This is a genomic window from Ruegeria sp. C11, from assembly GCF_056537725.1.
In genome coordinates this window covers 1-25,526 of the sequence record NZ_JBQFSB010000009.1, presented here as the reverse complement: position 1 = coordinate 25,526, position 25,526 = coordinate 1, and the positions used below count along the sequence as shown (strand labels likewise).

22 protein-coding genes are annotated in these 25,526 nt (G+C 58.9%); 19 read left to right on the top strand and 3 right to left on the bottom strand.

Going from position 1 to position 25,526, the window contains the following annotated elements:
* Positions 1 to 25: 25 nt before the first annotated feature.
* From ACR0NA_RS16115 to ACR0NA_RS16060, 12 genes are all read left to right on the top strand, one after another.
* Positions 26 to 1,000, top strand: coding sequence for a cytochrome ubiquinol oxidase subunit II (locus ACR0NA_RS16115; protein WP_480730583.1), 975 nt, complete (start codon positions 26 to 28; stop codon positions 998 to 1,000).
* Positions 997 to 3,087 (top strand): cbb3-type cytochrome c oxidase subunit I, encoded by a 2,091-nt coding sequence (locus ACR0NA_RS16110; RefSeq protein WP_480730581.1) that lies wholly within the window; start codon positions 997 to 999, stop codon positions 3,085 to 3,087. The genes ACR0NA_RS16115 and ACR0NA_RS16110 overlap by 4 nt, the downstream gene beginning before the upstream one ends.
* Positions 3,084 to 3,716 carry a cytochrome c oxidase subunit 3 gene (locus ACR0NA_RS16105; RefSeq protein ID WP_480730578.1) on the top strand — a complete coding sequence of 211 codons (633 nt, stop codon included), beginning with the start codon at positions 3,084 to 3,086 and terminating at the stop codon, positions 3,714 to 3,716. Before ACR0NA_RS16110 ends, ACR0NA_RS16105 begins: the two co-directional genes overlap by 4 nt.
* Positions 3,709 to 4,029, top strand: coding sequence for a cytochrome o ubiquinol oxidase subunit IV (locus ACR0NA_RS16100; protein ID WP_480730577.1), 321 nt, complete (start codon positions 3,709 to 3,711; stop codon positions 4,027 to 4,029). The genes ACR0NA_RS16105 and ACR0NA_RS16100 overlap by 8 nt, the downstream gene beginning before the upstream one ends.
* A 48-nt stretch (positions 4,030 to 4,077) precedes the next feature.
* The gene (locus ACR0NA_RS16095) at positions 4,078 to 5,055 is read left to right on the top strand and encodes an HlyD family secretion protein (protein WP_480730575.1); all 978 of its coding nucleotides are present in this window, start codon (positions 4,078 to 4,080) and stop codon (positions 5,053 to 5,055) included.
* The gene (locus ACR0NA_RS16090; protein ID WP_480730573.1) at positions 5,052 to 6,581 is read left to right on the top strand and encodes a DHA2 family efflux MFS transporter permease subunit; all 1,530 of its coding nucleotides are present in this window, start codon (positions 5,052 to 5,054) and stop codon (positions 6,579 to 6,581) included. The genes ACR0NA_RS16095 and ACR0NA_RS16090 overlap by 4 nt, the downstream gene beginning before the upstream one ends.
* A gap of 296 nt (positions 6,582 to 6,877) precedes the next feature.
* Entirely contained in the window at positions 6,878 to 8,464 is a 1,587-nt protein-coding gene (locus ACR0NA_RS16085) for an ABC transporter substrate-binding protein (protein ID WP_170656395.1), read from the top strand.
* A gap of 67 nt (positions 8,465 to 8,531) precedes the next feature.
* Positions 8,532 to 9,629 (top strand): M24 family metallopeptidase, encoded by a 1,098-nt coding sequence (locus ACR0NA_RS16080; protein ID WP_480730570.1) that lies wholly within the window; start codon positions 8,532 to 8,534, stop codon positions 9,627 to 9,629.
* A complete protein-coding gene (locus ACR0NA_RS16075; RefSeq protein WP_170656391.1) occupies positions 9,629 to 10,636 on the top strand; it encodes an ABC transporter permease subunit in 1,008 nt (335 codons plus the stop codon). Before ACR0NA_RS16080 ends, ACR0NA_RS16075 begins: the two co-directional genes overlap by 1 nt.
* Positions 10,636 to 11,541 (top strand): ABC transporter permease subunit, encoded by a 906-nt coding sequence (locus ACR0NA_RS16070; RefSeq protein ID WP_170656389.1) that lies wholly within the window; start codon positions 10,636 to 10,638, stop codon positions 11,539 to 11,541. Before ACR0NA_RS16075 ends, ACR0NA_RS16070 begins: the two co-directional genes overlap by 1 nt.
* 4 nt (positions 11,542 to 11,545) lie before the next feature.
* On the top strand, positions 11,546 to 12,520 hold the full coding sequence (locus ACR0NA_RS16065; protein WP_480730568.1) for an ABC transporter ATP-binding protein: 975 nt from the start codon (positions 11,546 to 11,548) through the stop codon (positions 12,518 to 12,520).
* Entirely contained in the window at positions 12,520 to 13,473 is a 954-nt protein-coding gene (locus tag ACR0NA_RS16060; protein ID WP_480730566.1) for an ABC transporter ATP-binding protein, read from the top strand. The genes ACR0NA_RS16065 and ACR0NA_RS16060 overlap by 1 nt, the downstream gene beginning before the upstream one ends.
* A 10-nt stretch (positions 13,474 to 13,483) precedes the next feature.
* Here the strand turns inward: ACR0NA_RS16060 and ACR0NA_RS16055 are convergent, their stop codons facing one another.
* Together ACR0NA_RS16055 and ACR0NA_RS16050 are read right to left on the bottom strand one after the other, a co-directional pair.
* Positions 13,484 to 14,155: a GntR family transcriptional regulator gene (locus tag ACR0NA_RS16055; RefSeq protein WP_170656383.1), complete on the bottom strand. Its 672-nt coding sequence runs from the start codon at positions 14,153 to 14,155 to the stop codon at positions 13,484 to 13,486.
* 203 nt (positions 14,156 to 14,358) lie between these two features.
* The gene (locus ACR0NA_RS16050; RefSeq protein WP_480730564.1) at positions 14,359 to 16,665 is read right to left on the bottom strand and encodes a Tex family protein; all 2,307 of its coding nucleotides are present in this window, start codon (positions 16,663 to 16,665) and stop codon (positions 14,359 to 14,361) included.
* Positions 16,666 to 16,976: 311 nt separating this feature from the next.
* Here ACR0NA_RS16050 and ACR0NA_RS16045 point away from each other — a divergent pair, with 311 nt between their 5' ends.
* From ACR0NA_RS16045 to ACR0NA_RS16035, 3 genes are all read left to right on the top strand, one after another.
* Positions 16,977 to 17,933 (top strand): sulfotransferase domain-containing protein, encoded by a 957-nt coding sequence (locus tag ACR0NA_RS16045; protein WP_170656379.1) that lies wholly within the window; start codon positions 16,977 to 16,979, stop codon positions 17,931 to 17,933.
* A 69-nt stretch (positions 17,934 to 18,002) separates the two neighbouring features.
* Positions 18,003 to 19,601: a putative nucleotide-diphospho-sugar transferase gene (locus ACR0NA_RS16040; protein ID WP_480730560.1), complete on the top strand. Its 1,599-nt coding sequence runs from the start codon at positions 18,003 to 18,005 to the stop codon at positions 19,599 to 19,601.
* A gap of 323 nt (positions 19,602 to 19,924) precedes the next feature.
* Positions 19,925 to 21,895: a DEAD/DEAH box helicase gene (locus ACR0NA_RS16035; RefSeq protein ID WP_480730558.1), complete on the top strand. Its 1,971-nt coding sequence runs from the start codon at positions 19,925 to 19,927 to the stop codon at positions 21,893 to 21,895.
* Between the two features lie 169 nt (positions 21,896 to 22,064).
* On the opposite strand, the gene ACR0NA_RS16030 is transcribed toward ACR0NA_RS16035, so the two are convergent.
* The gene (locus ACR0NA_RS16030) at positions 22,065 to 23,165 is read right to left on the bottom strand and encodes a zinc ABC transporter substrate-binding protein (RefSeq protein ID WP_480730556.1); all 1,101 of its coding nucleotides are present in this window, start codon (positions 23,163 to 23,165) and stop codon (positions 22,065 to 22,067) included.
* A gap of 56 nt (positions 23,166 to 23,221) precedes the next feature.
* On the opposite strand from ACR0NA_RS16030, the gene ACR0NA_RS16025 reads away from it, so the two are divergent.
* From ACR0NA_RS16025 to ACR0NA_RS16010, 4 genes are all read left to right on the top strand, one after another.
* Positions 23,222 to 23,734 (top strand): transcriptional repressor, encoded by a 513-nt coding sequence (locus ACR0NA_RS16025; RefSeq protein ID WP_480452246.1) that lies wholly within the window; start codon positions 23,222 to 23,224, stop codon positions 23,732 to 23,734.
* Positions 23,735 to 23,736: 2 nt separating this feature from the next.
* Positions 23,737 to 24,477 (top strand): metal ABC transporter ATP-binding protein, encoded by a 741-nt coding sequence (locus ACR0NA_RS16020; protein WP_480730553.1) that lies wholly within the window; start codon positions 23,737 to 23,739, stop codon positions 24,475 to 24,477.
* Positions 24,477 to 25,274 (top strand): metal ABC transporter permease, encoded by a 798-nt coding sequence (locus ACR0NA_RS16015; protein ID WP_480730551.1) that lies wholly within the window; start codon positions 24,477 to 24,479, stop codon positions 25,272 to 25,274. The genes ACR0NA_RS16020 and ACR0NA_RS16015 overlap by 1 nt, the downstream gene beginning before the upstream one ends.
* Positions 25,275 to 25,283: 9 nt before the next feature.
* The coding region (locus tag ACR0NA_RS16010) for a hypothetical protein (RefSeq protein WP_480730549.1) at positions 25,284 to 25,526 on the top strand (243 nt) is incomplete at its 3' end.

The following is a 25,526-nucleotide window of genomic DNA, read 5'->3' as shown; positions in this document are numbered from 1 at the left end:
AGAGACATATACAGGTAAGGCAGGCGTGACACGAACGGCACAGAAACCTGCGGTCCTGTCGGCACTTGCCGCGGCCGCTCTGATAACAATGGCCGGTCCGGCCTTGTGCGACAGCAATACGTTCATGGACCCGCAAGGACCGATTGCGTCGGTGCAAAAAGTCCATCTGATCCGCGCGACCGCGCTGATCATGATTGCGGTCATCCCGGTTCTGGTTCTGGTGCCGCTGATCGTTCTGCGATACCGCCGCCGCAAGGGCGGGAACGCCGCGTATCGGCCGAACTGGGATTTCTCCGTCGGACTGGAGTTGCTGATGTGGGGCGTTCCGATCGCCATTGTGGCGCTATTGTCCTATTATTTATGGAAAGCCACGCACCGGCTTGATCCGTATTCCGCTCCGTTCGGTGACGATCCGGCCCTGCGCGTTCAGGTGGTCGGTCTCGATTGGAAATGGCTGTTTATTTATCCCGATCTCGGCATCGCTACGGTGGGCGAGCTGGGCATTCCCGTAAAACGTCAGGTGGCCATAACCCTGACCACCGATACCGTCATGCAATCCTTCATGATCCCCGCGCTGGCCGGCCAGATTTATGCAATGCCCGGAATGACCACACAGCTGCATCTGTCAGCGGATGTGCCGGGCCGGATGCAGGGGGAAAACACCCAGTATAATGGTCGCGGGTTCACCAAGCAGAAATTCGCGACCCTCGCGATGGAGGATGGCGGCTTTGAAGCCTGGGTCGATCAGGTGAAATCTGTAGGTATCCCATTGGATGAGGTGACGTATGGCACGCTTGCCATGCGTTCGGACCGGGACGAGGTTCAGGCGGCTTTGGGAACACCTGATATGCCCGACGCGGCACTGTATTTCACTGTTCAGGATGATCTGTTCCGGTCGATCATCGCCCGGTACCACAGCGGCAAGCCGCTGCCGCGCGCGGATCAGCCCGGCACCACAGAGTTCAAGGCAGACACTGCTGCGCAGGAGGCAGATCAATGACATCGGTCGAGAACAGTTTCATTGGCCGCCTGAATTGGGACGCGCTGCCGATCACGGCACTAATCCAGAATCCCGGTGTGAATGAGATCGTCGCCAACGCTGCGGCAGCCGTTGTCATTGTCGGCGTCATCGCGGTTTTGGGTCTGCTGACATACTTTCGGTTGTGGGGCGTTCTTTGGCGCGACTGGCTGACCAGTGTCGATCACAAGAAAATCGGCATCATGTATATCGTGCTGGCAATTGTCATGCTGGCGCGCGGCGTGCTGGAAGGCGTCGTCATGCGTGCGCAGCAGGCGATGGGGCCGGATAACGGGTTTCTGGAGCCCGACCATTTTGCCGAACTGTTCAGCACGCATGGCACGATCATGGTGTTTTTTGTCGCCGTGCCCTTTGTGGTCGGCGTCATCAACTTCATCATGCCGCTGCAGATCGGGGCGCGGGATGTGGCCTTTCCCGTCATGAACCAGATCGGCCTTGGTCTGACCGTTTCCGCAGGCATGATGCTGATGGTGTCGCTGGTAGTGGGCGAATTCTCGACCGGCGGCTGGACGGCCTATCCTCCTTATACCGGTGCGGCCTTCAATCCCGGGGTAGGGCCGGATTACTGGATCTGGGCCATAGTCGTGTCGGGCGTCGGGACCACACTCAGCGGGATCAACTTTGCCGTCACCATCTACAAGATGCGCGCGCCGGGGATGAAGTTCATGCGGATGCCGATGTTCTGCTGGACCATCATCTGCAGTTCGATCCTTATAATCTTTGCCATGCCGCCGCTGGGGGTTGCCGCCCTGCTGCTGGCTGCCGACCGCTATCTGGATTTCCATTTCTTCACCAATGATCTCGGCGGCAACATGATGAACTATGCCAACCTGTTCTGGTTGTTCGGCCACCCCGAGGTCTATCTGCTCGTGCTGCCCGCCTATGGCATCTATTCCGAGACCTTCGCCACCTTCTCGGCCAAGCGGCTCTATGGGTATCCGTCACTGGTCATCGCTACAATGTCGATTGCGGTGCTGTCCTTTACCGTCTGGCTGCATCATTTCTTCACCATGGGGCAAAGCGCGCTGATCAACGCAGTCTTTGGTATTGCCACCATGCTGATCGCCATCCCCACGGGCGTAAAGGTATATGACTGGATGGCCACGCTGTATCGTGGGCGCATTCGCCTGTCGGTCCCCATGCTTTATGGCCTATCCTTCCTGATCCTCTTTGTCATCGGTGGGCTGAGTGGCGTGGTTCTGGCCAATCCAACCGTCGATTATCAGGTCCACAACACCCTGTTCCTTGTGGCGCATTTCCATAACGCGCTGCTGCCGGGTGTGCTGTTCGGGATGCTGGCCGGCTACAACTATTGGTTCCCTAAGGCCTTCGGGTTCCGTCTGAATGAATTCTGGGGCCGGATGTCGGCGATCTTGTGGACCGTCGGTTTCCTGCTGACCTTCATGCCTTTGTATTTCGTCGGTCTGATGGGAATGCCACGCCGGTCGTTCAGTTACAGTGACCCGTCGTTTCACCCCTACATGATCGTTGCGATCCTTGGGGCTCTCATCATAACTTGCGCGCTGTTTTCGATCCTGATCCAGTTGTGGGTCAGCATCCGCGACCGTGACAAAGCCCGCGTACCGGTTGGCGACCCGTGGGACGGGCGCACGCTGGAATGGTCAATCCCGGCGCCGCCGCCGCCCTATAATTTCGCGATCATTCCGAAAGTGACCGAACGCGATGACTTTGCCGCCGCCAAGGAGCGGGGTGAGGCCTATCCGTCACCCGAAGCTTACGAGGATATCGCCTTGCCCAAAAACACGTCCATCGGTTTCATCCTGTGCGTGCTCAGCGGTGTCTGGATGTTTGCGCTGGTCTGGTGGATCTGGTGGCTGGCTGCGTTGGTGTCGGTTCTTATCATCCTGTCGGTCATCGTCTGGAGCTTTAACACTGATACAGAGGAAATCATCCCCGCCGCAGAGGTCCGCAAACAGCACGAAGCCTGGCTCGATCTGGTTCGTAGTTCCGCTCCGGTGGATCGCGATCACGAAACCGCTCCGGAAAACCGCGGTCTTGCTGGCCCCGATCTGGAGGCCGCCACATGAGACGCGCACCAAGACACAGCTATCCCGGCCTGAATCTGGGCGAGGACCACGCCAGCGCCCATAAGGCGACGGAACGGGTTCAGTTCGGCTTTTGGGTCTTTCTGATGAGTGATCTGGTCTATTTCGGCCTGATGTTCGCCATCTACATCACGATGATCGATGCGCAGGCGGGCGGGCCGGGGCCGCATGAACTGTTCGACCTCTACAGCATCTTCGCCCAGACCCTGATCCTGTTGACCAGCAGTTTGACGGTGGGGCTGGCCTCGCTGGCGCTGAAATACAACCTGCCGCGTGTCAGGATCGTGTTCTGGTTCGGGTTGACCTTGCTGTTGGGTCTCAGCTTTCTGGTGCTGGAAATCCGTGATTTCATGTCGATGGCCGAGCAGGGCGGGGTGCCACAGCGCAGCGGCTTCCTGTCAGCATTCTATGGTCTGGTTCCGCTGCACGGGCTGCATGTTGCGGTGGGGTGTTTGTGGCTGATCGTACTGGGGATTCAGCTGCGGGTCATGGGAATGACCGACCTGATGAAATCCCGCGTGATGCGGCTGGCGCTGTTCTGGCATTTCCTCGACCTGATCTGGATCGGCATCATCACCATCGTCTATTTCGGGGGGCTGACCTATGGATAGAAGGAGCGAGATGCACAAGCGCGAGCGGCGCAGATATGTGATCGGATACGGTCTGTCGCTGGCTCTGACCCTCGCCGTGTTTGCCATCGCATACCGGTACGGCATCAAAACCGTCGGCGTTTACCTGAGCATTGGCCTGCTTGGATTGGCGCAGCTTGTGGTTCAGCTGATCTATTTCCTGCACATCGATCGCCGCCGAAGCAGCCGCGAGGATCTGGATCTGGTGCTGTTCTCGACGCTTGTACTGTTGATCATCATCCTCGGGACGGTGTGGATATTGGGCAATCTGGCGATGCGGATGCATATGGGGTGACCTCGCCAAAACGATGGGGATCGGGCTAACAAACAAAGGTTGGCAGGAATGAAATCACTCAAACTTCTAGTGGCGGCAGGTCTGGTTGCAGGCATCGCGGTCGGTCTTTTCTTCTATTGGCAGCACGAAAAGCGCTATCCATCGACGCAGGACGCCTATGTCGGCGCCAATATAATCAACATCGCTCCGCAGGTGACGGGGCAGGTCTCGGAAATGGCCGTGATCGAAAACCAGAAGGTCAGCGCAGGGGACCTGCTGTTTGCAATCGACGACACACAATTCAGCGCGACGGTCGATCAGGCCCGTGCCGATCTGGATTCCGCGATCAAGGATGCCGAAGCCTATGCCACTCAGATCGCGGCGGCCCAGGCCACAGTGGACAGTACACAATCCGCTTTTGACACGGCGCAGAAAAATCTGGAACGGGCAAAGGCGCTGTTTTCATCCGGTGACCTTGCACAGGCCAGTCTGGATCAGAACACATCGAATTTCGCGCAGGCCTCGGCACAGCTGACGGGTGCGCAATCGCGCCTGCTGTCGCTGCAAAGCGGGCTTGCGGCCAAACAGGATGCGGTCCTGTCCTCGCGGGCCCAGCTTCAGATCGCCGAGACGAACCTGGCCTGGACCAAGATCATCGCGCCTGCAGATGGATGGATCGCCAACCTGACCTTGCGGGTGGGGTCGTCCGTATCCGCAAATGCCCCGCAATTTGCGATTGTAGAGTCCTCGGAATGGTGGGTGGATGCGAATTTCAAGGAAACCGACCTGCCGCGCGTGCGCCCGGGTCAGCCCGTCTCGATCTCGGTCGACATGTTGCCGGGCACGAAACTGACCGGAACCGTCGGTTCGATCGGGCGCGGGTCGGGGGACACGTTTTCGCTGCTGCCGCCAGAGAATGCCAGCGGCAACTGGGTCAAGGTTACGCGCCGCTTTCCGGTGCGCATCTTTCTTGACCCGACCGATGCGCCCCTGCGCGTGGGTGGCAGCACGAATGTGACCGTCGACACCACGAAAGCCGCGAAATGAGCGATGCCACGGTTACGCGAAGCGGCGTTAACGCCGTCATTGTCGTTGCCGTGGTGCTCAGCGCCATGCTTGAGGTGCTGGACAGCACCATCGTCAACGTCGCGCTGCCGCATATTCAGGCCGCATTCGGCGCCACCACCGATCAGGCCACGTGGATTCTGACCAGTTACATTGTCTCGGCGGTGGTGGTGATGCCGCTGACCGGGTTTGCCGCCCGCCGCATCGGACGCAAGCGGTTGATCCTGACCGCCGTGACCGGATTTGCGGCGATGTCCATCCTGTGCGGCCTGTCTTGGAGCCTTGAGACGATCGTTGTCTTCCGGCTGGCGCAGGGCATGTTCGGAGCCTTTCTGATCCCGCTGTCCCAATCCATCCTGTTTGATGCCTTTCCCCGCGAAAAACGCGGTCAGGCCATGGCGATTTTCGGATTGGGTGTGGTGGTCGCCCCGATCCTCGGGCCGACGATCGGGGCTTGGCTGACCGAGTATTTCTCGTGGCGGATGGTGTTTTTCGTCAACATGCCGGTGGCGGCACTGGCCTTGCTGCTGTTGTCAGGCGAACTGCCAAAGGATGAAACTCAGGACATCCGGATCGATTGGACCGGTCTTGCGCTGATCGCGCTTGCCATCGGATGCCTGCAATTTGTTCTGGATCAGGGCGAAACAAAGGACTGGCTGTCGTCGCGGGTCATTCAGGTTGCGGTTATCGCCTCGATTCTGGGTGCGCTCGGGCTGCTTTATCATGCGCTGACACAGGACAAACCAATCGTAGACTTGCGCCTGTTCGCGGATCGCAACTTTGCCATGTGCAACCTGATCATCGCAGGTTTTGCGGTTTCGCTGTTCGGAAGCATCGCGATCCTGCCAACGTTTGTGCAAACCCTTCTGGATTATCCGGTGATCGAATCCGGGCACTTGTTCATTCCGCGCGGTATCGCGGCCGGGGCCTCGATGGTCATCACCGGCGCCGTTCTTGTCGGGCGATTTGACCCACGTGTGCTGGCCGGTATCGGGATGAGCCTGATTGCCGCGGGTAATTTCATGCTTGGCGCGCTGAACATGAATGCCGGTTTCTGGGAACTGGCATGGCCCGGTGTGGTCAGTGGCGCGGGGATGGGGCTGGTGTTTGTACCGCTTTCGATTCTGGCATTCGAAAACATCAGCCAGGCACGTCAGGACGAGGCATCCGGCCTGTTCAGTGTGACGCGTCAGCTGGGGTCTTCGATTGGTATATCCATCGTTGGCACGTGGGTAGTACGTGGGCTGCAGACCAATACCGCGCAGCTGACGCAGTTTGTGACCCCCTACAACCCGGCGGCACAGGCCTATCTGGCGCCACTCGGGCTGACGCCTGACAGCGCCGAAGGCGCGGCGATTCTGGCGCAGGAGGTCTCAAGCCAGGCCGAGCTTTTGTCCTATCTCACGGTGTTCAACAACCTGGGTCTGGTGGCCTTGGCGACGCTGCCTCTGCTTTTGCTCTGCCGCCCGCCCAAGGCCGGAGCGGCGCAGGGCGCGCCGGTTCACTAAAGCGAACGGGCAGATCAGCGGTGCACCCGGTTCCGGCCAGCGAATGAGGCTGACTTTTGTTCGGCGCGAGGTCGCCGGTTTTGTAGGCGCCTGAGGAAATCGGTCAAAAACGGCACTTTATCGCGAAAAGCGACAAAAATCTTTCCTGAAATCCGGAAATCTTGGCCGAAAGCGGTTGATATTGGATGCAATATAATGAAAACCAGATGAAGTTTCCCGGTCAACACAAACGAACCGGGGGGTGTCTCAACCGGAATCGCTCAAGCGATCCAACTTTTCCAACTGAGGAGGAGAGAATGAAATCCAGAATCCTGGCGGCAACCGCCGCCCTTGGTCTGATGACTGCACCCGCTATGGCGGCAGGCACGCTCGTCTACTGTTCCGAAGGTTCACCCGAAGGGTTCGACCCGGCGCTGTTTACCGCCGGCACCACCTTCGACGCCTCGTCGCACCCCATCTACAACCGACTGATGGAGTTCGAGACCGGCACAACCAACGTGATCCCCGGCCTTGCTGAAAGTGTCGAAGCCAGCGATGACGGTCTGGAATACACTTTTACCCTGCGCAAAGGCGTCAAGTTCCATTCGAACGACGAATTCACACCGACCCGTGATTTCAACGCCGACGACGTGATCTTTACCTTTGAGCGTCAGCGCCTTGAGGACCACCCGTTCAACAAGGTCAACGGCGGCACATGGGAATACTTCAACGGCATGGGCATGCCGGATCTGGTGAAGTCGGTTGAAAAGATCGACGATCACACCGTCAAGTTCACCCTGGCCACGCCCGAAGCACCGTTTGTTGCCAACATGGCAATGGACTTTGCCTCGATCCTGTCGGCGGAATACGCGCAGGCGATGATGGACGCAGGTACGCCTGAAAAGCTCAACACCGCTCCGATCGGCACCGGCCCGTTCGAAATGGTTGCGTATCAGAAGGACGCCGTGATCCGTTATCAGGCCAACGCCGATTACTGGAACGGCAAGGCGGATATCGACCAGCTGATCTTTGCGATCACCCCTGACGCATCTGTGCGTTATCAGAAGCTGAAGGCGGGCGAATGCCACATCATGCCGTATCCGAACCCGGCTGACATTCAGGCGATGAAGGACGATCCGGCCATCAACATGATGGAACAAGAAGGTCTGAACGTCGGTTATCTGGCCTACAACACCACCATGGAACCCTTCGACAATCCGAAGGTCCGCAAGGCGCTGAACATGGCCATCGACAAGAATGCCATCATCGACGTGGTGTTCCAGGGTTCGGGTCAGGTCGCCAAGAACCCGATCCCGCCCACAATGTGGAGCTATAACGAAGCCATCGTGGACGATGCCTATGATCCCGAAGCAGCCAAGGCCGCTCTGGAAGCCGAAGGTGTTACCGATCTGAGCATGAAGATCTGGGCGATGCCGGTGCAGCGTCCGTATAACCCGAATGCGCGTCGCATGGCTGAACTGATCCAGGCGGACTTTGCCAAGGTAGGTGTCGATGTCGAGATCGTGTCCTACGAATGGGGCGAGTACCTGTCGCGCTCGAAAGAACTGAACCGTGACGGTGCCGTTCTGCTGGGCTGGACCGGTGACAATGGTGATCCGGACAACTTCCTTGCTGTTCTGCTGGGTTGCGACGGTGTCGAAGCTTCGAACCGTGCACAGTGGTGTCACCAGCCGTTCGACGACGTGGTGAACAAGGCCAAGCAGTCGACCGATGTTGCCGAGCGCACCAAGCTCTACGAAGAGGCGCAGACCATCTTCAAGGATCAGGCGCCCTGGGCCACCATCGCGCACTCGGTTGTCTTCATGCCGATGCTGGAAAATGTGAAGGGCTACAAGGTCCACCCGCTGGGCGGTCACATCTTCTATGGCGTAAGCGTCGAATAATCACTTGAACCCGGGCCGGGGCTGCTTTTGCAGCCCCGGTTCTTTTTGTCTGCGGAGACACGAATAAATGACTGACCGCCTAGCCGAATACCGCCAGGCCGCCCGTGATCTGTCGGTTGATGCCGTGGCGCTGGTGCCCGGGCCGAACTTTACCCGCGCCCTCGGCCAGAGTTTCATGAGCCATGAGCGTCCTTTTCTGGTGGTGATTCCCGCCGAAGGTGCCCCGGCAGCCATCGTTCCCAACCTGGAACTGGACAGTTGGGCCCTTGTTGGGTTTAACGGCGCCGTATTCGATTGGCGCGATCAGACAGGGTATGCCGACGCTTTTGCCGCGCTGGCCGCGCATCTGCCGTTAAAACGGCTGGCCGTCGAGGGGCAGGTCATGCGCGTCTTTGTCCACCACGCGCTGGTGCAGGCCTATGGCGACGTGCAGATCATTGATGCCGAACGTGAAATATCGGGCCTACGCATGATCAAGACGGCCGAGGATGTGGCCGCGCTTGAGGCCGCAATCACCATTTCCGAGCGCGCCCTGCATCAGGTTCTGGATAATGTCCGGATCGGTCAGACCGAAAAACAGATCGAAGCCGCGCTGATCCATGCGCTTTTCGCCGAAGGCGCGGATGGCATGGCCTTTTCGCCCATCGTTGCAGCTGGTGAAAATTCGGCCCTACCGCATGCCCATGCGCGCGACGGTTACAAAATTCAGGCAGGTGATGCGCTGCTTTTCGATTTTGGCGCACGTAAACACGGATTTGCCGCCGATATCACCCGAACCGTTTTTGTCGGCGAGGTATCGGATGAAGGGCGCGCGGTGTATGACACCGTCCTTGCCGCCAACCTGAAAGGGATGGATGTCACCCGCGCGGGCGTCACCGCGCATCAGATCGACGATGCGGTGACCGGCGTGCTTGAGGCGTCGCCCTATGCCGACCGCATCCGTACCAAAACCGGCCACGGGCTGGGCCGGGACGTGCACGAAGCGCCCTATATCATGCGCGGCAATCACGCCGTGTTGCCAGCGGGCACGGTCTATACTAATGAGCCCGGCCTCTATGCGGTGGGCAAATTTGGTGTCAGGATCGAAGATGACGTGCTGATCACCGAAGATGGCTATCGCAGCCTGACAACCTTTCCAAAAGACCTCATGGTCGTGGGTCGCTGATGCTACGCTACTTGTTATCAAGACTGGGAACGTTCCTGCCGACATTCATCGGGGTGACGTTCATATCCTTCATGTTCATCCGGGTTCTGCCGGGCGATCCCATCATTGTCATGGCCGGTGAACGCGGCATGACCGAGGAACGTTATCAGGAGATGGTCGAGAAGCTGGGCTTCGACAAACCCGTCTGGCAGCAATACACCGACTACCTCTGGGGCGTCATGCATGGCGATCTGGGCGAGAGTTTTGTCACCAAGAAACCGGTGTGGGACGAGTTCTTCTCTCTGTTCCCGGCGACGTTGGAACTATCTCTCTGCGCGATGATCTTTGCGGTGATGCTGGGCCTTCCTGCAGGCGTGATCGCTGCGGTGAACCGGGGCAAGTTCTTTGACAGACTGCTGATGTCCTCGGCGCTGGTGGGATATTCCATGCCGATCTTCTGGTGGGCACTGCTGCTGATCATCGTCTTCTCGGGCAACCTTGGCTGGACGCCTGTGTCAGGGCGGATCGACCTGATCTATTGGTTCGATGACGTCACCGGCTTCATGCTGATCGACAGTTTGTTGTCGGGGCAGGCGGGCGCGTTCAAATCCGCCGTGCGGCACCTGATCCTGCCGACCATCGTTCTGGGCACCATCCCCCTGGCGGTGATCGCACGACAGACACGTTCGGCCATGCTGGAAGTATTGGGCGAGGACTATATCCGCACCGCCCGCGCCAAGGGCCTCAGCCCCGCGCGGATCAATGGTCTGCATGCGTTGCGCAACGCGCTGATCCCGGTGATCACCGTGATCGGCCTGTCGGTTGGCACCTTGCTGGCCGGAGCCATTCTGACCGAGACGATCTTTAGCTGGCCGGGTATCGGCAAGTGGATGGTCGACAGCATTTTCCGCCGCGATTACCCGGTGGTGCAGGGTGGCCTGCTGCTGATTGCCACCATCGTGATGATCGTGAACCTCATCGTTGACGTGCTTTATGGCGTGATCAACCCCAAGATCAGGAAACGGTAATGGCGGATCAGGCAATTCAACCCCCCGCAACCACCCCCGCCCGCCCCAGTGCGCTGCGCGAGTTCTGGTATTACTTCCGCGAAAACCGTGGTGCCGTGATCGGTATGTGGTTCTTTGCGGCCTTCGTTCTGTGCGCCGCGCTAGCCCCATGGCTGGCTCCTTACGATCCGACCGAGCAATTCCGCGATCACATCCTGCAACCCCCGGCATGGGCCGAAGGCGGTAGCTGGCAGTTCCCGCTGGGGACTGACCCGCTGGGCCGGGATATGCTGTCGCGGCTGATTGCAGGATCGCGATACTCGTTCTTCGTGGGCATCGTCGTTGTGACCGTTGCCGCTTCGGGCGGGATCATCATCGGCCTGCTGTCCGGCTTTGCGCCGAAATCCGTCGATACCCTGATCATGCGGATCATGGACATTATTCTGGCCTTCCCGTCGCTGCTGCTGGCACTGGTGCTGGTGGCCATTCTTGGCCCCTCGCTGACCAATGCGATGATCGCCATCGCCATCGTGTTCCAGCCCCACTATGTGCGCCTAACCCGTGCTCAGGTGCTGGCCGAGCGGCAAAAGGACTATGTGACCTCGGCCAAGGTCGCGGGCGCCAAGCTGCCACGGCTGATGTTCATCACCGTGCTGCCCAATTGCCTTGCACCGATTATCGTGCAGGGGGCGCTGTCGTTTTCGACTGCGATCCTCGATGCAGCCGCACTGGGCTTTCTCGGCATGGGGGCGCAACCGCCCACACCGGAATGGGGCACGATGCTGGCCGAGGCCCGCGAATTCATCCTGCGCGCGTGGTGGGTGGTGACCTTCCCCGGCCTCGCCATCCTTGTGACCGTGCTGGCCATCAACCTGATGGGCGATGGTCTGCGTGACGCGCTCGACCCGAAACTCAAGCGGAGCTGATGACATGAGCCTGTTGCGCATCCGCAATCTTTCTGTCGATTTCGCCACCTCTTCGGGCCAGTTCCGGGCCGTTGACGGTGTGGACCTGACGCTCGACAAACATGAAATCCTGGCCATCGTGGGCGAAAGCGGCTCGGGCAAATCCGTGTCGATGCTGGCGCTGATGGGCCTGCTGCCGTGGACGGCGACGATCACCGCCGACGAGATGACGTTCGAGGGGCTCGACCTGCGCGGTATGTCCGCCCGAGACCGCCGCAAAATCGTCGGCAAGGATCTGGCGATGATCTTTCAGGAGCCGATGTCTTCGCTCAACCCCTGCTTCACTGTCGGGTTCCAGATCAAGGAGGCGCTGCGCATCCATCTGGGTCTGGACCGCAAGGCGCGGCACAAGCGGGCGATCGAGCTGTTCGAACAGGTCGGCATCCCCGCGCCCGAGGGTCGTCTGAACGTGTTCCCGCACCAGATGTCCGGCGGTATGAACCAGCGGGTGATGATCGCCATGGCTATCGCTTGCCGCCCTAAGCTGCTGATCGCGGATGAACCGACGACGGCGCTGGACGTAACCATTCAGGCGCAGATCCTCGATCTGCTGGTCTCACTAAGGGATGAAACCGGCATGGGTCTGGTTCTGATCACCCATGATATGGGCGTGGTGGCCGAAACCGCCGAGCGCGTTCAGGTCCAGTATGCGGGCCAGAAGGTCGAGGAACAGCCAGTCCGCGATCTGTTCAACCACCCGCATCACCCTTACACCGCCGCCCTGCTGGCAGCGCTGCCGGAACGGGCAACCTCAAAATTCCTGCCGTCGATTCCGGGCGTTGTTCCGGGTCAGTTCGACCGTCCGGCGGGGTGCCTGTTCGCACCGCGCTGTCAGTATGCCGACGAGAAATGCAACACCACGCCACCCGTGCCCAATGGGCCGGAACTTGGCCGCGCCCTGTGCCACTATGCCCTGACCGGCCAGAAGGAGACCGCCTGATGACCGCGCCAATTGTCAAAGCCGAAGGGCTTGCCCGGTTTTATGAGGTCAAGGAAGGGTTCCTGTCCAAGGCCAAGACCGTCCGGGCGCTTGCCGGGGTGGATTTCGAACTCGAAGCGGGCAAGACACTTGCCATCGTGGGCGAATCCGGTTGCGGCAAGTCCACGCTGGCCCGCCTTGTCACCATGATCGAGGAGCCCACCGCCGGTCGCCTGACCATCGACGGCAAGGAAGTGACCCCCGCCGCATGGTCCAGCCTGCGCGAGGCCGTGCAGATCGTGTTTCAGAACCCCTATGGCTCACTCAACCCGCGCCAGAAGATCGGCACCATCCTGATGGAGCCGCTGGTCATCAACCGCCCCGATATCTCTGCCGAAGACCGCGAGGCAAAGGCGCGCGAGATGATGACGCTGGTGGGTTTGCGCCCGGAACATTTCGACCGCTTCCCCCACATGTTCTCAGGCGGTCAGCGGCAGCGGATTGCAATTGCCCGCGCCTTGATGCTGGACCCGCGTATTCTGGTTCTGGACGAGCCCGTCTCGGCACTGGACGTTTCGATCCAAAGTCAGATTTTGAACTTGCTGGTCGAACTGCAGGACAGGCTGAACCTTGCCTATCTGTTCATCTCTCATGACCTGTCGGTGGTGAAACACTTTGCCGATGACGTGATCGTCATGTATCTGGGTCGCGCCGTCGAAAAGGCCAGCAAGGATGAACTGTTTGCCGCGCCCAAACATCCCTATTCCAAGGCGCTGCTGTCCACGACGCCGCGGGCGGACCCCGAGGCGAAAAAGGACCGCATCAAGCTGGAAGGTGAACTGCCATCCCCGATGAACGTTCCCCCCGGTTGTGCATTTGCGCCGCGCTGCTGGAAGGCGACCGAGGAATGCCGGAAGCAAGCGCCGCAGATGGAGGGCGAGACGCACCAGGCGGCGTGTTTTCACCCACTGTAGCAGACAGCGTCTAGTCGGCTGACTGTTTCTTGATGTGAACGGCCAGCGATGTCTTGGCACCGGTGATATGGGCCGCCGTCAGATCGGCGGCGGCTTCGGCGTCTCCGCGTTCGCAGGCCTCGAGAATGCCCAGATGTTCGCGGTTCGCCCGTTCCATCCCGTCGCTCAGGATAAGTTGCGCACGCAGATAGCGATCGATCCGGTCCATCGAATTGTCGATCACGCTCAGATGATAGTTCAGGTTGCTGGCGCCATAGAGGGTCTCGTGAAACTTCCGGTTCAGGTCGCCGTACTCCATGGGATCCTCGGCCGCACTGAATTGAACCAGATATTCGCGCGCTTCCTCCAGAACGGCTTTGGTCATGTTCGGAACCGCCTTGCGGATCACCTGCGCCTCGACCAGCGCCCGGAAATCGAAAATCTCGCTGGCTTCATCCAGTGACAACCCGGCCACGATTGCGCCGCGATAGCGTTCGGTTTTCACCAATCCCTGCTGTTCCAGCATGGTGATGGCCTCGCGCACGGGGATGCGGCTGGTGTTGAACATACGGGCAATTTCATCCTGACGCAGCGGATCGCCATCGCTCAGCTCGCCTTCGATGATCGCCTTGCGGATGGCGTTGAAGATGATGGTGGCAGCGGATTCGATCTTGCCTATGTCGACGGTCTGGAGTTTTGGCATCGTTCGGACATGTTGTGAGTGTGTTCGGGTTGAACCTACACCGTCCGGCGCATCAATCAAAAACAATATTGGATATAATATATTTCTGTCTCAATTTGATCCGGAAATGCTTAAAATACAGGCAATTCAAGTACCCGGTCCCGGCATTCCCGCCAATGGGAATGCCGGAAGTTCGGAATTTTCGGTAACAGAAAAGCGAAAGGTTACCGCTTTTTGAACGCATCCATCAGCGCCGCCCCCAGCGCGCCGGTATCGTTTGTCTTGGGCTGTCCGGAATTGCCCTGGTTTTTCGCCTTGGCAGGTCCCCTGCTTTTCGGCGCGCTTCGGGGACCGCGATCCTCGCGCTTTTGCGTGGCTCCATCTTTGCGCATGGTCAGCCCGATCCGTTTGCGGGGCACGTCCACCTCGACCACGCGCACCTTGACCACCTGACCGGTTTTGACCACCTCGTGCGGGTCCTTGACGAACCGGTCGGCCAACTGGCTGACATGGACCAGACCGTCCTGATGCACGCCAATATCCACAAACGCGCCAAAGGCGGCCACGTTGGTCACCGTGCCTTCCAGCAACATTCCGGGTTTCAGGTCGGTGATCTCTTCCACCCCATCCGTGAAGGATGCGGTGACAAAGCTCGGGCGGGGGTCGCGGCCCGGCTTTTCCAGCTCGGACAGGATGTCCCTCACGGTGGGCAGGCCGAACGTGTCGTCCACGAACTGCTCGGCCCGCAGTCCTTTCAGCGCGCCATCATGCCCCATGATCTGCCTGATATCGCGTCCGCAGGCCTTTACGATGCGGCGGGCAACATCATAGGCCTCGGGGTGGACCGAGGATGCATCCAGCGGTTCCGCCCCGTCGCGGATGCGCAGGAAACCCGCGCATTGCTCAAAGGCGCGTGGCCCAAGTCTGGCAACCTTCAACAGTTCCTTACGGGACCGGAAAGCGCCGTTCAGATCGCGGTGCATGACGATCGCCTCGGCCAAGCCGGGCCCAAGCCCCGAGACATGGGACAACAGAGGTGCCGACGCCATGTTCAGATCGACGCCTACGGCATTCACCACGTCTTCGATGACTGCTTCCAGAGACTGGGACAGGCGGTGCTGGTCCACGTCATGCTGATACTGGCCGACGCCGATGCTTTTGGGTTCGATCTTGACCAGTTCCGCCAGCGGGTCCTGCAGGCGGCGGGCAATCGACACCGCGCCGCGCAGCGACACGTCCAGATCGGGAAATTCACGCGCCGCCAGTTCGGATGCGGAATAGACCGAGGCACCTGCCTCGGACACTACAACCTTGGTTGGGGCTTTCATTGATCCGGGCAACAGTTTCAGCGTATCCGCCACCAGCCTCTCGGTCTCGCGGCTGGCGGTGCCGTTGCCGATGGCGATCAATTCGATCTTGTGCTCGGCGATCAGCTTCAGGATCGTCGCCTGCGCGCCGCGCAGATCGTTCTTGGGTTGGAAAGGATACAGCGTTTCGGTGGCAACCAGTTTGCCGGTTGCGTCCACGACGGCCGCTTTCACGCCGGTCCGAATGCCCGGGTCCAGACCCAGTGTCGCGTGGGCCCCTGCAGGGGCGGCAAACAGCAGGTCTTTGAGGTTGCGGGCAAAGACCTGAATCGCCTCTTCCTGCGCGCAGGTGCGCAGATCGGCCATCAGTTCCACCATCATCGACAGCGACAGCTTGACCCGCCAGGTCCATCCCGCCACCTTGCGCAGCCATTTGTCACCCGGACCATCGCCCCGCGTCTGCAGGTGCGAAGCGACCATCGCCTCGGCCCGAGCGGCACCTGTTTCCGGCTCTGGTGCGATATCCAATGTCACCACACCCTCTTTCGAAGCGCGCAGCATCGCCAGCGCCCGGTGCGACGGGGCCTTGGCCCAAAGCTCAGAATGATCGAAATAGTCGCTGAACTTGGCGCCTTCCTGTTCCTTGCCCTCGACAACTTTCGATGTCAGCACCGCCTCGCGCTGCATAAAGCTGCGCAATTCGCCCAGCAGGGCCGCGTTTTCGCATAGCCGTTCGGTTATGATGTCACGCGCACCGTTCAGCGCATCCTTTGTGGTGGCCACCGCCTCGGTGACATAGGCGCCGGCCAACGCTTCGGGATCGGCATTGCGGTCGGCAAGTATCGCATCGGCCAGCGGCTCCAGCCCGTTTTCCCGCGCGATCATTGCCTTTGTGCGGCGCTTGGGCTTGTAAGGCAGATAGATATCTTCAAGCTGCGCCTTGGTTTCGGCCTTTGCGATGGACGTGGTCAGATCGTCGGTCAGCTTGCCCTGATCCCGGATCGAATTCAGGATCGTCTCGCGCCGCGCCTCTAGTTCGCGCAGATAGGACAGCCGCTCGGCCAGGGTCCGCAACTGACTGTCATCCAGCCCGCCCGTCACCTCTTTGCGATAGCGGGCGACAAATGGCACGGTCGCCCCTTCGTCCAACAATCTGACCGCAGCGCCGACCTGTTCCGGGCGGGCGCTGATTTCCGTGGCGATGGTGCGGGCGATACGGTCCAAAGGGGCCTCCTGGATTGGTTGGAAGCACTTCTTAGCCAGCCGTCAGACCGAGGGGAAGGGGGCACCCGGTCTTGCAGCCAATATTGCGAACGGGCCGTTCCGTCGTGCAGTTCTGCAATGGTTGTGCTCTGAACAGCGAGTATTCGTCATTGTTGTATCCCGTGATTCGGTGCGGATTGTCGCCGAACTGTCACAAATGGCACCGATCAATGTGATATCTGGTGTTGCCCGCCGCAGTGGGCTACTGTAAGAGCCCGGTCAAATGACAAGCCTGTGAAGGCGTTTACGAACGAACAGAGATACTTCCAAACATGATTATCTGGCTGGTTTCCTACCCACGTAGCGGCAATACACTCACTAGATCGGTGTTCAATCACTATTTCAACCTCGGCAGTCTGTCGATCCATGGTGACAGGGCCGACATCGCCTCGAATCCCGAGCTTGGAAAACTGGTTGGACATATCGACGGCGACGCGAATTCGATCGACCTTGAGGCGTTGCGCAGGGACGAAAAGCCATATCTCATCAAGACGCACAATGTCCCTGACGAGATGACGCAGGCAGAAGATACCTATGTCCACATCGTGCGCGATGGACGGGATTCCTCGCTGTCCTACCTCAAATATAATCACAACGTCGCCAAACGGGCGCATGTTACGCTGTCGGATGTTGTTTCCGGCCGTGTTGCTTTTGGCAGCTGGGGGCGTCACACGCTGAGTTGGGCACAGGCGAACCCGGAAAAATACAAGCTTTTTAAGTTTGAGGAAATCGTCGCGGATATTCCCGGATTTGCCCAGCAGCTTTCTGAACTTATGGGTCTGCCGGCAAATACCGAACCCTTCCCGGACATTGAAAAATTCCAGACTGCCGCGCGGTCAGGGTTTGTCGGTGCTGGCCGGACAGGGAACTGGCAAAAAGAGTTCTCGGATGTCGAGGCCGCCCTGTTCGATTTGTACAACGGTCCCGCCATGCGACTGATGGGATACGGCGAACCTGAACCCAGCCCGGCTGAATTGAATGCCTATTCCGCGTTCTGCACCGACATCCAGTCCATGCGATCAGAACTGGAAACCGCCAAGGAACTGTTAGAGAAGCACAAGCCCGGGAAAAAAGGCGAGCAGCACATGCTCAGGTTGGAAGCCGAAGTGAAAGAGCTCAGGGAAAAGGTATCTTACCTCGAGCCAAAGGCGCGCAAGCGTAATCGCCGGATCAACCGATTGAAATCTTTGGTCGGTATTCGCAAACACAGACTGCCCTGGGAAGAGTGATCTGCGGGTTATCCGCGGATCATATGCCAACAGCCGTTACGGCAAGGATTGGGTTTCGGACCGAGAGATATGCAGATAAACCTTGAACTGTTTTTCTTTTACCACAACGACGCTTCCCGTTCGTCAATACAGGCGCTGGACGACGTACGTGGTTGCCACCTGGTGGATCTGAACGACTGCGCTCTTCCTGAAACGCTGGATCGCTTTGCATCTGACTATCCGAAGTTGGACGCAATTCTTTCGGAATATACCGGGCATATGTCGGTTGTCCCGACAGCGGGGCAGGTCGGCCTTTTCAACTATTCTCTATTCGACAAGTTTTCATACCGGTGGGCGATGGCCACCGGCAATGTTCGGGTTTTTCTTCCCCGGATACCCCAACGCGGATTGCTGCAGCATCCGTTCTCCGGACAGACATTATCCTATATCGAAGCGACGCCGGGTCATCACCTTTGGTATTACCTTGAAGAAGCGGAAGCCCCGGATGACGTGATCGGGTTTCTGAAAGCCAGATACCCGGTTGCTGATACGGCCCGTGTTCCGCTTAAGGGCAGCTATGTTTTGGACAAGGATGTCTTTCTGGATTACCAGAGCTGGCTAAAGCGGGAACTTCCGGTTTTGCTGGATGCACTCAAAGAGGTTCGGGGCGGCCCGGTCAGCCGGTTTTCCGAATCCCGTCTCGGCGACGATGCCCGTACCAGGCTGCAGCAGAACCGGCACATTGTAGGCGGCGCGTGCGAACGGATTGCCGGATGGTACCTGGCCCAACACTACAAGTCGAAAACCATGGTGCGCGTCGGTAATTCGCTCCGGCGGCAAAGCCAGTCTCTTTTGGACGCAGCGCAGAGCGCGGCGGATGCCAATGGCAATGTTGTGCTTGTCTTCTGCAACAGCAGTTATCGCCCGATACTGGATAATTGGCTTTGCAACGCGGAAGGAACGGGCGATCAGCCACTGGTCATCTGCGCGCTGGACGAAGAACTGGCAGCGGATATGGCAGATGCCGGTTTCAATACGTGTCACGTACCGTGGTCTGGCAACCTGTCCGAGCTTTGGCGGCTGCGTCTCAGGGTGATCCGTGAACTGTTGGCGGCGGGCTTCAATGTGATCCATTCAGACGCGGATGCGGTCTGGAAGCAGGACCCGATTTCGATTGTGGATGACATTGACGCGGACATCGTTGCGTCGCAAGGCACGGTCTGGCCACGCACCACGCTGGCGGCATGGGGGCATGTGCTGTGTTTCGGTTTTATCGGCTTCCGGGCAACACCTGCGACGCTGAATGTGATCGACCGGCTGGTTGCCGCCGCCGAAGATCCGGAAATCAGGTTCGATGACCAAAAGGCGCTCAACGAATTGCTGACCGAGATCGGTATGGAATGGGATGCACCTGATGACGGCTATCAGCTGCACCTCAACGACACCCCGTTCGTGTGCCACGATCAATCCATCCTCGGCAGCGGAGTTCTAGAGGATGGAACGCCCATTCGCGTTGGATTGCTGCCCCACCGACAGGTTCAGCGCCTGCCGAATGAGGTCGAAAACCCCGCTGATCGGATCGTTGCGCATCCTTTTGCCGAAAAGACTGCTGGCGATACGGAAAAGGTGCTGCGGGATCAGGACTGCTGGGTGATGCCCGAACCCAAGCAAACCGCCGTTGCACGATAACAGCATCTTTTAAGCGGAAAAACTCGCATGTTATCACGACCTTCCGTCGTGTCGTGCAGCGTGGCATGGGGCGAAACTGCTTAATCCGGCAAGTTGTCTACTAGCGGCCCGAAGCATTGGGCCGCCCCACAAAACCCGGCCCGCAAATAAAATTGCGATATAACTCCTTTGAATGCTCGGGTCAGTATCGGCTTATTGGCGCGCGTCGCGTTTGAAACCTGTACATCCCCTTTGCAAAGGGCTAGACACCGCCCCTTGCCGGCCGAGATCTGGAAGATGATCGCCGTCGGCCGCTTGATAACCAGCTTAAATAGGAAATGGTCGTGAAGAAAACTCTGGCAGATGCGCTGGACCTGCGCGGATATACGTCACTTACTGCAGTGCAGGAGGCCGTGACCGATCCAGATGTTGACGGCAAGGACCTATTGGTTTCAGCCCAAACCGGTTCAGGCAAGACCATTGGGTTTGGACTGGCAATCGCGTCCGGTATTCTGGGTGAAGGCGATCACTTTGAACAGGCCGGGGCGCCGTTGGCCTTGATCATTGCCCCGACGCGTGAACTGGCCTTGCAGGTCAAACGAGAACTGGCCTGGCTGTATGAACAGGCCGGAGCCATCGTCGCCTCGACCGTTGGTGGAATGGACATGCGGGATGAGCGGCGGGCGCTTGCGCGCGGCGCACATATCGTAGTCGCCACGCCCGGACGTCTGCGCGATCATATCATGCGGGAATCCATCAACCTGAGCGCGCTCAGGGCTGTTGTGCTGGACGAAGCGGATGAAATGCTGGATCTGGGTTTTCGTGAAGACCTTGAATTCATCCTTGAGAACGCTCCGGCGCAGCGTCAGACGTTGTTGTTCTCGGCCACGGTGCCGCCTGCAATCGCGAAGATGGCAAAAAGCTATCAGCGGGATGCGCTTCGTATCTCCACAAGCAGTGGCACAACCCAACATGCCGACATCGACTATCGCGCCCTTCGAGTGTCAGGTCGTGATGGCGAAAACGCCATCATCAATGTGCTGCGCTTCTACGAGGCTCCGAATGCCATCGTGTTCTGTAATACGCGGGCGATGGTGAACCGCCTGACGACCCGGCTATCCAATCGCGGATTGTCGGTTGTGGCGCTGTCTGGCGAGCTGTCCCAGAGTGAGCGTACCCACGCATTGCAGGCGATGCGGGACGGGCGCGCCCGTATTTGCGTAGCAACGGATGTTGCGGCGCGCGGCATCGATCTGCCGAACCTCGATCTGGTGATCCACGCGGAATTGCCGACCAATCAGGAAACGCTTTTGCACCGGTCCGGGCGAACTGGCCGTGCCGGACGCAAGGGCGTCAGCGCCATGATCGTGCCGCCCAATACCCGTAAGAAAGCCGAGCGTCTGCTGGGCTGGGCAAAGGTGACAGCCGAGTGGTCCGACGCCCCAAGTGCCGAGGCTGTGGCGGCCAAGGACGAAGAACGGATGCTGGCCAGTCCCGACTGGCTTGAACCGGTCGCCGAGACAGACCGCGCGCTCGTGGACAAGCTGGTCGCAGGTTTCACACCGGATCAGATCGCTGCCGCGTATCTTCGGCAATACCGCGAAAAGCACTCGGCCCCCGAAGAATTGGCGGATGTCAGCGAGGCCCATAAACCGCGCGAGGCTTTTGGTCCGAGTGTCTGGTTCTCACTGGCGGGTGGCCGGTCTGCCGGTGCGGAACCAAGGCGCCTGCTGCCGATGTTGTGCAAGCTGGGGAACCTTTCCCGCGACGATATCGGCGCTATTCGCATCCAGCCCGAGGAATCACTGATTGAACTGCGCGAAACTGCGGTTGCGCGTTTTCTTGCGGCTGTCGGACCGTCGATGGCGCTGGAGGGCGGTGCAGCGTTGACGCAATTATCGGCGCCACCAAAATTTGACAAATCACCCCGCAAACCGGCCAAAAAGATGCGCCCATCTGTGGCCGATGATGCACCAGCACCGTCAAAGGGCAAAAAGCCGAAGGTGGCAGATTCAATCGACCGCAAAGATGATCCGGTTGTGCAGGTGGCCAAGCCCAAACCCGCAAAGCCGAAACAGTCGAAACAGCCAAAGGCAAAGGGCACGCGAGCGGGCGAGGGGGGTGCCAGCAAATCACTCAAGCCCCGCCATTCCGGTGACAAAAAAACGAAAACGTCTGACGGGCAGAAGCGCCGCCCGGGGCCCAAACCTCCGGTGGGAAAACCGTCCAGCAAAAAGAACCGCGCCCGCAGAATGGCTGCCGGGAAAATGGGTGGGTCAGAATACCCGAGCCGCAAGCCGCGCAGCAAATCGTGAACACTGGCCTTATTCAGTTGCCCGGCAAGTGAACCAGCTCAGGTTGTGGGGTCCAAAATGCCGGGCCCATTGGAAATTGGGTCTGCTGCGACAGGTTCCACCGGATTTGTAGAGCCGGGCGGGATCAGCCCGGTCTATGCGCTTGGCTCGACCGGGCTGATGGAAGGGTTCAAAGGCACTCGGCCAGCGTTTTGGCTATGGCCCGGATGACTTGCGGGTACAGGGTCGCGCCGGGTTCAAACTCTGCCCCAAGCGGATCGACCACACCGGTATTCGCATCCGTTCCATCCAGTACAACTTCGACGATGCCGGGGTTGAACTGCGGTTCAGCGAGGACACAATTCACACCCTCATTGCGAATGCGATCTTGAATCTTGGCTATGCGGGCCGGGCTCGGGTCGGATGCATCGCTCAGGGAAATTGCACCCGAGGCCGGAAAGTCGAACGCGCCCTCAAAATACTGATAGGCGTCATGAAACACGACAAAGCTGCCACCGCGAACGGGTTCCAGCATTTCGGCCACTTCGGCGGACAGCGCCTCCATCTCGGTGCGGGCCGCTGCGGCGTTGGCGAAATATGCACCCGCATTGTCCGGATCGATCGACGAAAGCTGAGCAGCGATCACATTCAGCCAAACCCCGGCGTTTTCAGGCGAAAGCCATGCATGTGGATCATGCGCGCCATGGCCGTGATCATCGTGGTCGTCATGGCCTTCATGCTCTTCGTGGTCGTGATCGTCACCTTCGGCATGTTCCTCGTGTTCGTCTTCATGCGCGTGGTCTTCGTCATGGGCGTGATCATCATGATCTTCGTCTTCGGCGTGCGCTTCGTCACCGTGATCATCATGATCTTCTTCTTCAGCGTGCGCGTCGTCACCGTGGTCATCGTGATCACCGTGGTCATGTGCTTCGAACAAGGCGCTCTCGCGGGACTCCAGAAGGATGGTGCCGTCAGCCTCCAGCAAGCTCACGACGGTTGCGCGGTCCGCGAGGGTTTCAACAGCGCCTTCCATCCAGGGTGTCAGGTCCTCGCCCATCCAGAACACAAGGTTCGCCTCTTGCAGCGCGGCTGCCTCGGACGGGCGTAGATTGTATTCATGCGGTGATGCACCCGGTGGCACGATCAAGTCTGGTTCGCCTACACCGTCCATCACTCGTGCGACCAGGGAATGTACTGGCGCAATATCGACCGCGACATTCGGGGCCTCGGCAATTGCCGTGCTGCCTATTAGCGCAGCTGTAATCGAAACTGGAAGGAGCTTTCTGGACATCAGACCCTCTGTGTGATTTTATAACGTTACGAGCGCTATAGATGATATGGAATAACATGACAAGCGAGACGCCATCCGTTCCCGCAGATGAATCGGGCCTTGTTGGGTTCCACAAACATGACCACGAAAACTGCGTCGAATCCGGCCTGTCCAATGCCGAGAAACGATGCAGCGAAGAAGGCCTGCGCCTGACTCCGGTTCGGCGCAAGGTGCTTGAGATGCTGCTTCAGGAACACCGGGCGCTTGGCGCTTACGCAATTCTTGACCGCCTGCGCGAGGAAGGGTTCGGATCACAGCCGCCAGTAGCCTATCGCGCGCTTGATTTTCTTGTCGACAATGGATTCGTACACAAGATCGAGCGGTTGAACGCCTTTGTCGCCTGTTCCCATCCCGGTGCCGTGCATTCGCCCGCCTTCATGATTTGCCGGAAATGCGATATGGTGGCAGAGGCACAGACGGCCCCCGCCAAAAGTGTGCTCGGCGCCGCTGCGCGTGCTGCGGGTTTCGAGATTGAGCGAACGGTTGTAGAAGCCGAGGGAATCTGCCCGGACTGCACCGAAAAGGCCTAGAAATGACCCTTGTTACTGTTGAAGATCTCAGCGTGCGCTATGGTGCCAACACGGTTTTGCGCCATGTGAACATGACGGTCGAGCCGGGTGAGATCGTGACCATTGTCGGGCCTAATGGTTCGGGCAAGACCAGTCTGTTGCGGGCCATCATTGGCGCGACCCCGCTTTCGGCAGGACAGGTGACACATAAGCCGGGGCTGAAAATCGGCTATGTGCCGCAAAAACTGCATATCGATCCGACGATGCCGATCACGGTGGAACGTTTCATGCGTCTGACTTCCCGTGTGTCGCGGCAAGGCAGCATGGACGCGCTCAAAGCGGCCGGTGTGCCGGATCTGTTGAAATCCCAGATGTCGCAACTTTCTGGCGGGCAGTTCCAGCGTGTGCTGCTGGCCCGCGCCCTGATCAATCGGCCGGACATCCTGTTGCTGGATGAAGCGACGCAAGGTCTGGATCAGCGGGGTTCTGCAGCATTCTATCAGCAGATCGAGGAGGTGCGCCGCGAAACCGGGTGTGCCGTGCTGATGATCAGTCACGAGTTGCATGTGGTCATGAGTGCCTCTGACCGGGTCATTTGCCTAAACGGTCATGTCTGTTGCGAAGGCTCTCCTGCGGTCGTGGCCTCGGCCCCGGAATATCGAGCTTTGTTTGGAACAGGTACCGGTGGTGCGCTTGCCCTTTATCGGCACGAGCATGATCACCATCATGACCACAATGATAACATTCAGGAAGCCGCGGAATAATGCTGGATGATTTTATGACGCGAGCAACACTCGCAGGTGTTGGCGTGGCCTTTGCAGCGGCGCCGCTGGGGTGTTTTGTCGTCTGGCGTCGCATGGCCTATTTCGGAGACGCAACAGCACATGCCGCGATCCTGGGTGTTGCACTGTCACTCACGTTTCAGATGTCGGTTTTCCCGGGTGCGCTGGCGGTTGCGCTTTTGATGGCGCTGACGGTGACATTTCTGGCGGGTCGCGGTTACGCGATGGATACGCTGTTGGGGGTTTTGGCGCATTCTGCCCTTGCGTTCGGTCTGGTTGCGGTTTCGTTCCTGTCCGGCGTACGTATCGACCTGATGGCCTATCTTTTTGGTGATATTCTGGCCGTGTCGCGTACTGATCTGGCTGTGATCTGGGGCGGCGCAGCGCTGGTCGTTGCATTGATCGCCTGGCGCTGGTCCCAGCTTCTGACCGCAACACTCAATGAAGAGCTGGCCTATGCCAGCGGTTTTGATCCCAAGAGGGAACAGTTGATCCTGACCCTGTCCCTCGCTGTCACTGTCGCAGTTGCGATCAAGGTCGTCGGCGTTCTGTTGATCGCCGCCATGTTGATCATTCCGGCAGCCGCCGCGCGAAGTCTGGCCCGGTCACCGGAATCGATGGCATTGATCGCCGCGGCGATCGGAACCGTATCGGCCGTCGCCGGGTTGCGAGGGGCATATGTTTTTGACACGCCCGCGGGTCCCTCGATTGTTTGCGTCGCCGCAATCTTGTTTGCGTGTTTTAGCCTGGTTGGATGGCGAACTCGACAAGGGGTATGAGCATTTCGTTTGGCGGATGAGTTCTGGGCGCATCCGCTTGAAACCACGCTGACCGTTACCTGCTGGCCACCAGATTCTATCGCTGCGCCACCCATCGCGCATTGCTCTGAAATCAACAGGTTCAAACCGTTATGCCAGGGGATCAGACACCCTTGGGTGCCGTTTTCCCAAGCATATGAAATTGCCTTTGAATTTGGGTTTTCCTACCCGTTTTGGTGGTGTGTGTTGTGGTATACGGTGGTATCCTTACCC